At 52.5% G+C, this 13,166-nt stretch carries 9 protein-coding genes; 8 read left to right on the top strand and 1 reads right to left on the bottom strand.

The annotated features are described in order from the left end of the window. Positions 1-58 precede the first annotated feature (58 nt). A complete protein-coding gene (locus tag ACLJXE_RS14415; protein ID WP_137382824.1) occupies positions 59-952 on the top strand; it encodes a YcbJ family phosphotransferase in 894 nt (297 codons plus the stop codon). Here the strand turns inward: ACLJXE_RS14415 and elyC are convergent. Then, positions 929-1,708 (bottom strand): envelope biogenesis factor ElyC, encoded by a 780-nt coding sequence (gene elyC, locus ACLJXE_RS14410; protein WP_410751237.1) that lies wholly within the window; start codon positions 1,706-1,708, stop codon positions 929-931. The genes ACLJXE_RS14415 and elyC overlap by 24 nt on opposite strands. A gap of 135 nt (positions 1,709-1,843) precedes the next feature. On the opposite strand from elyC, the gene cmoM reads away from it, so the two are divergent. From cmoM to ACLJXE_RS14375, 7 genes are all read left to right on the top strand, one after another. Further along, on the top strand, positions 1,844-2,623 hold the full coding sequence (gene cmoM, locus ACLJXE_RS14405) for a tRNA uridine 5-oxyacetic acid(34) methyltransferase CmoM (protein ID WP_410751236.1): 780 nt from the start codon (positions 1,844-1,846) through the stop codon (positions 2,621-2,623). A gap of 3 nt (positions 2,624-2,626) precedes the next feature. Further along, positions 2,627-3,949: a chromosome partition protein MukF gene (gene mukF / locus ACLJXE_RS14400; RefSeq protein WP_048212134.1), complete on the top strand. Its 1,323-nt coding sequence runs from the start codon at positions 2,627-2,629 to the stop codon at positions 3,947-3,949. After that, a complete protein-coding gene (gene mukE / locus ACLJXE_RS14395; RefSeq protein ID WP_286628207.1) occupies positions 3,930-4,634 on the top strand; it encodes a chromosome partition protein MukE in 705 nt (234 codons plus the stop codon). Before mukF ends, mukE begins: the two co-directional genes overlap by 20 nt. Beyond that, on the top strand, positions 4,634-9,094 hold the full coding sequence (gene mukB, locus ACLJXE_RS14390) for a chromosome partition protein MukB (protein WP_410751235.1): 4,461 nt from the start codon (positions 4,634-4,636) through the stop codon (positions 9,092-9,094). Before mukE ends, mukB begins: the two co-directional genes overlap by 1 nt. Before the next feature lie 91 nt (positions 9,095-9,185). After that, positions 9,186-10,441, top strand: a protein-coding gene (locus ACLJXE_RS14385) for an IS3 family transposase (protein ID WP_410751234.1) whose coding sequence is annotated in 2 segments (ribosomal slippage) — positions 9,186-9,537 and positions 9,537-10,441 — 1,257 coding nt in all. Because the reading frame shifts where the segments join, the coding sequence is not laid out codon by codon here. Between the two features lie 226 nt (positions 10,442-10,667). Beyond that, entirely contained in the window at positions 10,668-12,419 is a 1,752-nt protein-coding gene (ldtD, locus tag ACLJXE_RS14380; protein ID WP_410751233.1) for a L,D-transpeptidase, read from the top strand. Positions 12,420-12,595: 176 nt separating this feature from the next. Next, the gene (locus ACLJXE_RS14375) at positions 12,596-13,144 is read left to right on the top strand and encodes a YcbK family protein (protein WP_003831948.1); all 549 of its coding nucleotides are present in this window, start codon (positions 12,596-12,598) and stop codon (positions 13,142-13,144) included. Positions 13,145-13,166: the final 22 nt, after the last annotated feature.

Below are 13,166 nucleotides of genomic sequence, written 5' to 3'. Positions count from 1 at the left end.
ACATCTGTCTGCACGACGCTCATTATGAAAGCAGTAGCATTTATGAGGGCAATCTGAAATGGAACAGTTGCGTGCCGAACTCAGCCATCTGCTGGGTGAAAAACTCAGTCGTATTGAATGCGTAAATGAAAAAGTGGATACGGCCCTGTGGTCACTGTATGACAGCCAGGGAAATCCGATGCCACTGATGGCGAGAAGTTTCACCACACCGGGGATGGCGCAGCAGTTAGCATGGAAAACCACTATGCTGGCACGCAGCGGGACGGTACGTATGCCAGTCATTTATGGGGTCTTAACGCACGAAGAGCATCCCGGCCCTGATGTCCTGTTGCTTGAGCGTTTACGCGGTGTGCCGGTAGAAGCGCCTGCCCGAACCCCGGAACGCTGGGAGCATTTAAAAGATCAGATCGTGGAAGGCTTGTTATCGTGGCACCGTCAGGACAGTCGTGGCTGTGTGGGGGCGGTGGACAATACGCAAGAGAACCTCTGGCCATCCTGGTATCGGCAGCGTGTTGAAGTGCTATGGAGCACGTTAAACCAGTTCAACAACACCGGACTGACGATGCAGGACAAGCGGATTTTGTTTCGTACCCGGGAATGCTTACCCGCCTTGTTTGAAGGCTTTAATGATAATTGCGTTCTGATCCACGGTAATTTCAGTTTACGCAGTATGCTCAAAGATGCCCGTAGCGATCAACTTCTGGCAATGGTGGGACCTGGCTTAATGCTGTGGGCGCCGAGAGAGTATGAATTGTTCCGCTTGATGGACAATGCGCTGGCGGAAAGCCTGTTGTGGCAATATTTACAACGCGCGCCGGTGGCAGAATCATTTATCTGGCGGCGCTGGCTATATGTGTTGTGGGATGAAGTTGCGCAGCTGGTCAATACCGGGCGTTTCAGTCGTTCCAATTTTGATCTTGCAACAAAATCATTGCTGCCGTGGCTCGCCTGACGATCCCTTCAGCCACTGCCAGATGCGCCCTAACGTTTCGTAACCAACACGATCGCTATGCATCAGCCAGACAGGTGAAGGAATTGCTCGCTCCCACGGATTGAGCGGTGAATCGATGGCCAGTTGATTAGCGGGGGCTGGCAAAGGATGCAGTCCAGCCTGCTGGAAGAAAATCATCGCACGCGGCAAGTGCGATGCGGATGTCACCAGCAGGAACGGCGCATCGCCAATAGCCTGTTTTACTGCAGTCGCTTCTTCTTCGGTATCTTTGGGTTTATCCAGCGTAATGATCTCGCTGCGGGGAACGCCCAGCGACTGCGCCACGCGAGCACCGACTTCGGCCGTGCTGACGTTATTGGTTTTCGCGGCAGCGCCGGTAAAAATCAGCTTTGATCCGGGATTCGCCCGCCACAAACGAATACCTTCATTCAGACGCGGAAGACTATTACTGATGAGGTTAGAACTCGGTGCCCACTGCGGATTCCAGGTGTACCCCCCACCCAGCACCACGATATAGTGCACTTTTTGCGTATCCTGCCAGGTAGGATAACTGTCCTCAAGCGGTTTCAGCAGGCGATCGGCGACAGGTTGCAGGCTAAGCAGTAACAGTGCGAGCCAACTCAGGCTGATACACACTTTCCCCGTTTTCTGAAAGCGGCTAAACCAGATCAATCCCAGGCCGATGCCCATCACAATCAGCATCAACGGAAGTGGCAGCATCATACCGCCAATCACTTTCTTCAGCGTAAAAAGCATCCTTTTTGGTTCCTTTTTTAACCATACAGCAGGGGATCTGCAGCGATATTACACCAGGAAGGTTCATTCTCGGCGTGGGTGTGACAAAATAGCGGTTTTACTTAGTCGCCCTAAAGCCAGCCAGTGGAGAGCCCGATGCGGGATCGCAATTTTGATGACATTGCAGAGAAGTTTTCCCGTAACATTTACGGCACCACCAAAGGTCAATTAAGACAGGCTATTCTTTGGCAGGATTTGGATCGCTTACTGCCCACGCTCGGTGAACAGAAATTACATATTCTGGATGCCGGGGGGGGCGAAGGGCAAACGGCCATCAAAATGGCGGAGCGCGGTCACTTCGTGACATTATGCGACCTGTCCGGTGAGATGATCACCCGTGCGCAACAGGCAGCAGAGGCAAAAGGTGTGAGCGGAAACATGCATTTCATACAATGCGCCGCTCAGGATGTTGCTGCGCATTTGGAAAGCCCGGTTGATCTGATATTGTTTCATGCTGTGCTGGAATGGGTGGCCGAACCGGTTTGCGTGCTGCAAACCCTGTGGTCGGTATTACGTCCCGGCGGCGCGTTATCGTTAATGTTCTACAATGCTAACGGTCTGCTGATGCACAACATGGTCGCAGGGAATTTTGACTATGTGCAGGTTGGGATGCCAAAACGTAAAAAACGTACGCTTTCACCAGACTATCCGCGTGAACCCGGACAGGTTTATCAGTGGCTGGAAGAGATCGGTTGGCAGATAACCGGTAAGACAGGCGTACGCGTGTTTCATGATTATCTGCGAGATAAGCATCAACAGCGTGACGGTTATGAAATGTTACTTGAGTTAGAAACGCGCTATTGCCGCCAGGAGCCGTATATTAGCCTTGGCCGCTATATTCATGTCACCGCGCGCAAACCGCAGATGCAAGGATAACCTATGAGTGAATTTTCCCAGACAGTCCCCGAACTGGTTGCCTGGGCCAGAAAAAATGACTTCTCCATCTCTCTGCCGGTAGACAGACTTTCGTTCCTGCTGGCGGTCGCCACGCTGAACGGTGAGCGACTTGACGGTGAGATGAGCGAAGGCGAACTGGTGGATGCGTTCCGCCATGTGAGTGATGCGTTTGAGCAAACCAGCGAAACCATCGGTGTTCGCGCCAATAACGCGATTAACGACATGGTACGTCAACGTCTGCTGAACCGCTTTACCAGCGAGCAGGCGGAAGGTAACGCTATTTATCGTTTAACGCCGCTGGGGATTGGCATCACGGATTACTATATCCGCCAGCGCGAATTCTCTACATTGCGTTTGTCGATGCAGTTGTCGATTGTTGCTGGTGAGCTGAAGCGCGCGGCAGATGCCGCCGCGGAAGGTGGTGATGAATTTCACTGGCACCGCAACGTCTATGCGCCATTGAAGTATTCGGTAGCGGAAATTTTCGACAGTATCGATTTGACTCAGCGCATTATGGATGAGCAGCAGCAGCAGGTAAAAGACGATATCGCCCAGTTGCTGAACAAAGACTGGCGGGCGGCAATTTCCAGCTGTGAAATGCTGTTGTCTGAAACGTCTGGTACGCTGCGTGAGCTGCAGGATACGCTGGAAGCCGCAGGCGATAAGCTCCAGGCGAACCTGTTACGCATTCAGGATGCGACGATGGCACATGACGATTTGCATTTCGTCGACAGGCTGGTGTTCGACCTGCAAAGCAAGCTCGACCGTATTATCAGTTGGGGTCAGCAATCCATCGATTTGTGGATCGGCTACGATCGACACGTGCACAAGTTTATCCGTACCGCTATTGATATGGACAAAAATCGCGTCTTTGCACAGCGTTTACGTCAGTCTGTCCAGAGCTATTTTGACGATCCGTGGGCGTTGACCTATGCCAATGCCGATCGTCTGCTGGATATGCGTGACGAAGAGATGGTACTGCGTGATGAAGAAGTCACCGGTGAGTTGCCTGCCGATCTTGAATATGAAGAATTTAATGAGATCCGCGAACAGCTGGCGGCAATTATCGAAGAACAGTTGGCTATCTATAAATCCAGACAAACGCCACTGGATCTCGGATTGGTCGTGCGCGAGTATCTGGCGCAATACCCACGTGCGCGTCACTTCGACGTTGCGCGTATTGTTATCGATCAGGCGGTACGTCTTGGCGTAGCGCAAGCAGACTTCACCGGACTGCCAGCCAAATGGCAGCCGATTAATGATTACGGAGCCAAGGTACAGGCGCATGTCATTGACAAATATTGAACAAGTGATGCCGGTCAAGCTGGCGCAGGCGCTGGCGAATCCGTTATTTCCGGCGCTGGATAGCGCCTTACGTTCGGGTCGCCATATCGGCCTGGATGAACTGGATAATCATGCCTTCCTGATGGATTTTCAGGAATATTTTGAAGAGTTTTACAGCCGCTATAACGTGGAATTGATTCGTGCACCGGAGGGGTTCTTCTATCTACGCCCGCGTTCAACCACGCTTATTCCGCGCTCGGTCTTGTCTGAACTGGACATGATGGTCGGTAAAATTCTTTGCTATCTCTATCTCAGCCCGGAACGTCTGGCGAATGAAGGGATCTTTACCCAGCAAGAACTGTACGACGAGCTGCTAACGCTGGCTGATGAAGCCAAATTGCTGAAGCTAGTGAACAACCGTTCAACCGGTTCAGACGTTGACCGCCAGAAACTACAGGAAAAGGTGCGTTCTTCACTTAACCGCCTGCGCCGTTTAGGCATGGTGTGGTTTATGGGCCATGACAGCAGCAAATTCCGTATTACGGAGTCCGTGTTCCGTTTTGGCGCGGATGTGCGCAGCGGCGACGATCCACGCGAAGCGCAGCGTCGCTTAATTCGTGATGGTGAGGCGATGTCGGTCGAGAACCGCCTGCAGCTCAATGATGAGCCAGAAGATAATCAGCCGGACAGTGGAGAGGAAGAATAATGATTGAACGCGGTAAATTTCGCTCACTTACGCTGATTAACTGGAATGGTTTTTTTGCTCGTACGTTTGACCTTGATGAGCTGGTTACCACGCTGTCGGGTGGGAACGGGGCGGGTAAATCCACTACCATGGCGGCATTCGTTACAGCGCTTATCCCGGATTTAACCCTGCTGCATTTTCGTAATACCACCGAAGCTGGTGCAACCAGCGGCTCACGCGATAAAGGTCTGCACGGAAAGCTGAAAGCAGGTGTCTGTTACTCGATGCTTGATGTGCTCAACTCGCGGCATCAGCGTGTGGTCGTTGGCGTGCGTCTGCAGCAGGTTGCCGGGCGCGATCGTAAAGTGGACATCAAGCCGTTTGCGATTCAGGGGTTGCCGATGTCGGTGCAACCAACCCAACTGGTTACGGAAACCCTGAACGAACGCCAGGCTCGCGTTCTGTCTCTCGCGGAGCTGAAAGAGAAGCTTGATGAGATGGAAGGTGTGCAGTTTAAGCAATTTAACTCAATCACCGATTATCACTCGTTGATGTTCGATTTGGGCATCATTGCCCGTCGTCTGCGCTCTGCGTCCGACCGTAGTAAATTCTATCGCCTGATTGAAGCCTCATTGTACGGCGGTATCTCCAGCGCCATTACTCGCTCACTGCGCGATTACCTGCTGCCAGAAAACAGCGGTGTGCGTAAAGCGTTCCAGGATATGGAAGCGGCGTTGCGTGAAAACCGCATGACGCTGGAAGCCATTCGCGTCACCCAGTCAGATCGTGACCTGTTTAAGCATTTGATCAGCGAAGCGACTAACTATGTGGCAGCAGATTATATGCGCCACGCTAATGAACGTCGTATTCATCTCGACAAAGCGCTGGAATATCGTCGTGAACTGTACACTTCGCGCCAGCAGTTAGCGGCTGAGCAGTATAAGCACGTGGATATGGCGCGCGAGCTGGGTGAGCATAACGGTGCGGAAGGCGATCTTGAAGCTGATTATCAGGCGGCAAGCGATCACCTCAATCTGGTGCAAACTGCGCTGCGTCAGCAGGAAAAGATTGAACGTTACGAAGCGGATCTTGAAGAGTTGCAGATTCGCCTCGAAGAACAAAATGAAGTCGTGGCAGAAGCTGCCGATCGTCAGGATGAAAATGAAGCCCGTGCGGAAGCCGCCGAGCTGGAAGTGGATGAGCTGAAAAGCCAGTTGGCCGATTACCAGCAAGCGCTGGACGTCCAGCAAACGCGAGCCATCCAGTATACTCAGGCGATTCAGGCACTGAGCCGAGCCAAAGCGCTTTGCCATTTACCGGATCTTACCGCAGACAGTGCCGCTGAATGGCTGGAAACCTTCCAGGCCAAAGAGCAGGAAGCGACCGAGAAGTTGCTGACGCTGGAACAAAAAATGAGCGTGGCGCAAACTGCGCACAGCCAGTTCGAGCAGGCTTATCAGCTGGTGGCGGCTATTAATGGTCCATTGGCGCGTGGTGATGCCTGGGGCGTCGCACGTGAGCTGCTGCGCGAAGGCGTTGAACAGCGTCATCTGGCGGAACAAGTTCAGCCATTGCGCATGCGTCTGAGCGAGCTGGAACAGCGTCTGCGCGAACAGCAGGAAGCCGAGCGTCTGCTGGCTGAATTTTGTAAGCGTCAGGGTAAGCATTTCGATATCGATGAGCTTGAGGCTCTGCATCAGGAGCTGGAAGCGCGTATTGCCGCCTTGTCAGATAGCGTATCGTCTGCCAGCGAACAGCGAATGGCGCTGCGTCAGGAACAGGAACAGCTGCAATCCCGCATTCAGCATTTGATGCAACGAGCTCCGGTCTGGCTGGCTGCGCAAAATAGCCTCAACCAACTGAGCGAACAGTGCGGTGAAGAATTTACGTCCAGCCAGGATGTAACGGAGTATCTGCAACAGTTGCTGGAACGTGAGCGTGAGGCCATTGTTGAACGCGATGAAGTCGGCGCGCGTAAAAATGCAGTTGATGAAGAGATTGAACGTCTAAGCCAGCCGGGCGGGGCGGAAGATCAGCGTCTGAACGCACTGGCAGAGCGTTTCGGCGGCGTGCTGCTGTCTGAAATCTATGACGATGTTAGCCTCGAAGATGCGCCGTACTTCTCTGCACTGTATGGCCCTTCGCGACATGCTATCGTGGTGCCGGATCTGTCGCTAATTACTGAGCAACTTGAAGGGCTGACGGATTGCCCTGAAGATCTCTACTTCATCGAAGGGGACCCGCAGTCGTTTGATGACAGCGTCTTCAGCGTCGATGAACTTGAAAAAGCGGTGGTGGTGAAAACCGCCGAGCGCCAGTGGCGTTACTCCCGCTTCCCAACGGTGCCGATTTTTGGTCGTGCCGCGCGTGAAAGCCGTATCGAAACGCTGCACGCTGAGCGTGAGGGGCTGTCTGAACGTTTTGCGACGCTTTCATTTGACGTACAGAAAACACAGCGTCTGCATCAGGCATTTAGTCGCTTTATCGGCAGCCATCTGTCGGTAGCGTTTGAGGCCGATCCAGAAGCTGAAATTCGTCAGTTGAACAGCCGTCGCGTTGAACTCGAACGTGCGCTCACCAACCATGAAAATGATAACCAGCAAAGCCGTACGCAGTTTGAACAAGCGAAAGAAGGTGTTTCTGCACTGAACCGTCTGCTGCCGCGTTTAAATTTGCTGGCGGATGACACATTAGCCGATCGCGTGGACGAAATTCGCGAACGCCTGGATGAAGCTCAGGAAGCGGCGCGTTTTATTCAACAACATGGTAATCAGCTGGCCAAACTGGAACCGATGGTTTCCGTTCTGCAAAATGACCCAGAGCAGTTTGAGCAACTGAAAGAAGACTACGCGTATTCTCAGCAGATGCAGCGTGATGCGCGTCAGCAGGCCTTTGCACTAACTGAAGTCGTTCAGCGTCGGGCGCATTTTAGTTATTCCGACTCCGCCGAAATGCTCAGCGGTAACAGCGATCTGAATGAGAAACTGCGTGAGCGTCTGGAACACGCCGAAGCTGAACGTACCCGTGCTCGTGAAGCTTTGCGCAGCCATGCCGCGCAGTTGAGCCAGTACAATCAGGTTATGGCCTCGCTGAAAAGCTCTTATGACACCAAGAAAGAGCTGCTGAACGATTTACAACGCGAACTGCAGGATATCGGCGTTCGTGCTGATAGCGGCGCAGAAGAACGTGCGCGTATTCGTCGTGATGAACTGCATGCGCAGCTCAGTAATAACCGCGCTCGCCGTAATCAACTGGAAAAAGCGCTAACCTTCTGCGAAGCCGAGATGGAAAACCTGACTCGCAGATTGCGCAAGCTTGAGCGCGATTACCATGAAATGCGTGAGCAGGTGGTGACCGCGAAAGCCGGCTGGTGTGCTGTGATGCGGATGGTAAAAGATAACGGCGTTGAGCGTCGTCTGCACCGTCGTGAGCTGGCTTATCTTTCCGGTGATGAGCTGCGTTCGATGTCGGATAAGGCGCTCGGTGCACTGCGTCTGGCGGTGGCGGATAACGAGCATCTGCGCGATGTGCTGCGCATGTCTGAAGATCCCAAGCGACCAGAACGTAAAATCCAGTTCTTCGTGGCGGTCTACCAGCATCTGCGTGAACGTATTCGCCAGGATATTATTCGCACAGACGATCCGGTTGAAGCCATCGAGCAGATGGAGATTGAATTGAGCCGTCTGACGGAAGAGTTAACCTCGCGTGAGCAGAAGCTGGCTATCAGCTCGCGAAGCGTGGCGAACATCATCCGTAAGACTATCCAGCGTGAGCAGAACCGTATTCGTATGTTGAACCAGGGTCTGCAAAGCGTGTCGTTTGGTCAGGTAAACAGCGTTCGTCTGAACGTAAACGTGCGAGAAACGCACGCTACTTTGTTGGATGTCCTGTCCGAGCAGCACGAGCAGCACCAGGATCTGTTTAACAGCAACCGTCTGACCTTCTCGGAAGCACTGGCGAAGCTGTATCAGCGCCTGAATCCGCAGATCGACATGGGGCAGCGTACGCCACAAACCATTGGTGAAGAACTGCTGGATTACCGCAACTACCTGGAAATGGAAGTTGAGGTTAACCGTGGTTCTGACGGTTGGTTACGTGCCGAATCGGGCGCGTTGTCCACGGGGGAAGCGATTGGTACCGGGATGTCGATCCTCGTGATGGTTGTACAAAGCTGGGAAGATGAAGGTCGCAGACTGCGTGGGAAAGATATCTCGCCATGCCGCCTGTTGTTCCTTGATGAAGCCGCACGACTTGATGCCCGCTCCATCGCAACCCTGTTTGAACTGTGCGAGCGTTTGCAGATGCAGCTGATTATTGCAGCGCCGGAAAACATTAGCCCGGAGAAAGGCACAACCTACAAACTGGTGCGTAAAGTCTTCCAGAATACCGAACACGTTCATGTGGTGGGGCTGCGTGGTTTTGCCCCTCAGTTACCTGAGCCGTTGCCCGGGATAGATGATGCCTCTTCGCAGGCAAGCTAAGTAAAAAGGCGGCGCTAAAGCCGCCTTTTTCTTTTCCGTGACCCGTCCTGAATAGCGTTGACACGTTCCTGACTTAAATACGGAGAACGTGATGATGACTGAGTTCAAACGCACCCAACGCGATTATCCTCTATCCTTTAAAATAGCTGTTGTTGAGCAGGTTGAAAAAGGCGAGATGGCCTACAGGCAGGCCCAGCAGCGGTATGGCATTCAGGGGCGTTCCACCGTTCTTGTCTGGCTGCGTAAATATGGCCACCTTGACTGGAGCCCCGGACTTCCTGACCTGGTGAAGAGGAAACTGCCTGTGGCTCAGACGACTGTCCCACTTACACCCGAGCAAAGAATCAGGGAACTTGAAGAACAGCTTGAGCTGGCAAACCAGAAAGCTGAGTTTTTTGAGTCGGTTATCAATGTCCTGAAAAATGATTACGGGGTGAGTCTCGTAAAAAAGCGGCCCGGCAAGTCCTCGCGCAAAGTCCGGCCCCAAAAATAACCGTTACACGCGTGTGCCAGTTCCTGGGGCACAGCAGACAGGCATGGTATCAGGACAACACAAGGCGCAGAAAACGACAGGAAAATCATGCTCAGATTCTTGATTTTGTTGCCCGCGTCAGGTGTCGTCAGCCGCGAATCGGCACGCGTAAACTGCACTATCTGCTGAATACTCAGGCCGATAAACGGCTGAATATCGGACGAGACCGTCTGTTTAACCTGCTGGATGAATACCGGCTTCTGGTGCCAGTGAAACGGGCATATCACAAAACCACTAACAGCCATCATCGCTTTTACCGGCATCCTAATCTGCTGAAACCCGGTCGTGAACAGGTTACTGCCCTTGAGCCAGAACAGGTCTGGGTCGCCGATATTACTTACCTTCCTCTGCGCAGCGGTACAGCTTATCTGAGTCTGGTCACGGATGCCTGTTCCAGAAAAATCATGGGTTACCATGTCGGGGAAAACCTGCAGACAGAAAACGTGGTAAAAGCGTTCAGACAGGCGCTGAGGCGGAGAAAAACGACAGGTCCGCTGGTACATCACTCTGACAGAGGACTGCAATACTGTTCGGTACTTTATCAGTCAGTTCATGAAAGAAACGGAATAACCTGTTCAATGACCGATGGTTATGACTGCTACCAGAATGCGCTGGCTGAGCGGGTAAACGGGATCCTGAAAAATGAATTTTTACTCTCGCGCCCTGCAGACCTGGCGCAGGCGCGGGAAATGGTAAAAGAATCCGTGGCAATCTATAACCATGAGCGGCCGCACCTGGCCCTGAAATACAAAACGCCCGATGATGTTCATCAGGCGTTTTACAGACAGAAAACTGTCAACTTATATCAGGACTAGTCACCGATATGCACATGATACCTGATGTAATTTCTTTAGACTTCTTTACATTAGGTTAGGCAAAAACGATTTGATGTTTATATACTGAAGGTAAGCCTGACGCGTCACCGGGCTTGCTCGTCATACTTCAGAGTGTATTGGCGTTTTACAGGCCCGCCCCGAAACAGTCGGGATAATACAGGCGGTCTGGCTATTTAAGTATGATAAAGAAAACAGGGGGCAAGGGATGTTGCTTAATAAAATGTGTGGTCGTCGGCTGTCGGCAATCAGTTTGTGCCTGGCCGTAACATTCGCTCCACTGTTCAATGCGCAGGCTGATGAGCCTGAAATGATTCCTGGCGACAGCTCTGCTGCCGTCAGCGAACAACCTACAGCGTTATCTCAACCGCAGGTACAATCTTACGCGACGGGTGTGATGGCGGGAATTCAGCCTCTGCCCAATGGCACATCTGTGGACAAAGTCCGCGCTGAATTGCAATCTCAACTACCAGCAGGCTATACGCCGGTCTATCTGAGCCAGCTGGAATTGCTGTATGCCGCACGCGAAATGAAACCGATGTGGGAAAATCGTGATGCGGTAAAAGCCTTTCAACAACAGTTAGCCGAGGTGGCTATTGCCGGTTTTCAGCCGCAGTTTAACGCCTGGGTCGCGTTACTGACTGACCCGGCAGTCACTGGCCTGGCACGTGATACCGTTCTTTCTGATGCGATGATGGGCTATCTCCACTTCATTGCCAATATCCCCGTCAAAGGTAGCCGCTGGCTCTATAGCGATAAGCCTTATGCACTGGTAACGCCACCGCTCTCCGTTGTTAATCAATGGCAAGTGGCGCTGGACAATGGTCAGCTAACTTCATTTATCACCAGCCTTACACCTCAGCATCCACAGTATGCTGCGATGCATGAGTCGTTGCTGAAGCTGGTGGGGGATTCGCGACCCTGGCCACGATTAACCAGTACCACGACGCTGCGCCCCGGTGAGTGGAGTAATGATATCCCGGCGCTGCGCGAAATTCTGCGCCGCACCGGGATGCTGAATGCCGGTGTCAGCACGTCTGCCAAAGAAGGGCGCAGCGCCTACGATCGCGAACTTGTTGACGCGGTGAAACGTTTTCAGACATGGCAGGGGCTTGGGGCCGATGGCACGATTGGTCCTGCAACACGTGACTGGCTGAATGTCACGCCTGCTCAGCGCGCAGGCGTGCTGGCGCTTAATATTCAGCGTTTGCGCCTGCTGCCGAGTGAGTTGTCTACCGGCATCATGGTGAATATTCCCGCGTACTCGTTGGTGTATTACCAGAATGGCAATCAGGTGCTGGCTTCCCGTGTTATCGTCGGACGTCCCGATCGTAAAACGCCGATGATGAGTAGTGCGTTGAATAACGTGGTTGTAAACCCACCGTGGAACGTGCCACCGACGCTGGCGCGTAAGGATATACTGCCTAAATTGTGGAACGATCCGGGGTACCTTGAGCGTCACGGGTATACTGTAATGCGCGGCTGGAACAGCAAAGAGACGATAGATCCGTGGCAGGTTGACTGGGCCACAATCACCGCGTCGAATCTGCCATTCCGCTTCCAGCAGGCACCGGGCGCGCGTAATTCGCTGGGTCGCTATAAATTCAACATGCCGAGTTCTGACGCCATTTATCTGCACGATACGCCAAACCATAATTTGTTCCAGAAGGATACACGGGCGCTAAGTTCTGGCTGTGTGCGCGTGAATAAGGCCTCGGAACTGGCGAATATGCTGCTGCAGGATGCTGGCTGGAATGATACACGCATCTCGGATGCCCTGAAGCAAGGGGATACGCGATATGTAAATATTCGCCAGAATATTCCGGTCAACCTGTACTATCTGACCGCCTTTGTGGGAAGCGATGGACGTACGCAGTATCGAACAGATATTTACAATTACGATCAGACAGCGCGATCCAGCGCACAAATCATGTCGAAAGCTGAGCAATTAATCAGATAAATGAAGCAGTTCGAGGAAAATGATTGTCGTAAGTTATGACGAAAACGGGGCAGGATGGCTGTAAGCCCCGTATTTCCTGGGTTTGGGAGCCTTGACGTGGACTACTTAGCCAGATAAGGTTTCCCGCGTGCGCTAGAGCATACATACGATAACATTGACCTGTAGACCTTAATACCATGGACAAATTTGACGCTAATCGCCGCAAATTGCTGGCGCTTGGTGGCATTGCCCTCGGCGCTGCCATCCTGCCTACGCCTGCGTTTGCAACACTCTCCACCCCACGTCCGCGTATATTGACGTTGAATAACCTGCATACCGGTGAGTCAATTAAAGCAGAGTTTTTTGATGGCAGGGGCTATATTCAGGACGAATTAGCAAAACTTAATCACTTTTTCCGTGACTTTCGGGCGAATAAAGTGAAATCCATCGACCCGGGATTGTTTGATCAACTCTTCCGTCTGCAGGGACTGCTGGGTACGCGTAAACCCGTACAACTGATCTCCGGCTATCGCTCCATCGATACCAATAACGAACTCCGTGCACGTAGTCGTGGTGTGGCAAAGAAAAGCTACCACACGAAAGGACAGGCAATGGATTTCCATATTGAAGGCATCGCATTAAGTAATATTCGCAAAGCTGCGTTATCTATGCGCGCAGGTGGTGTAGGATACTACCCCAGCAGTAACTTTGTGCATATTGACACCGGTCCTGCACGGCACTGGTGATCCGTAAGCTTAATGAAACAGG

The sequence above is a fragment of the Citrobacter sp. U14242 genome (assembly GCF_046555775.1).
Lineage (GTDB): Bacteria > Pseudomonadota > Gammaproteobacteria > Enterobacterales > Enterobacteriaceae > Citrobacter.
This window is presented reverse-complemented; position numbering and strand designations above follow the sequence as displayed.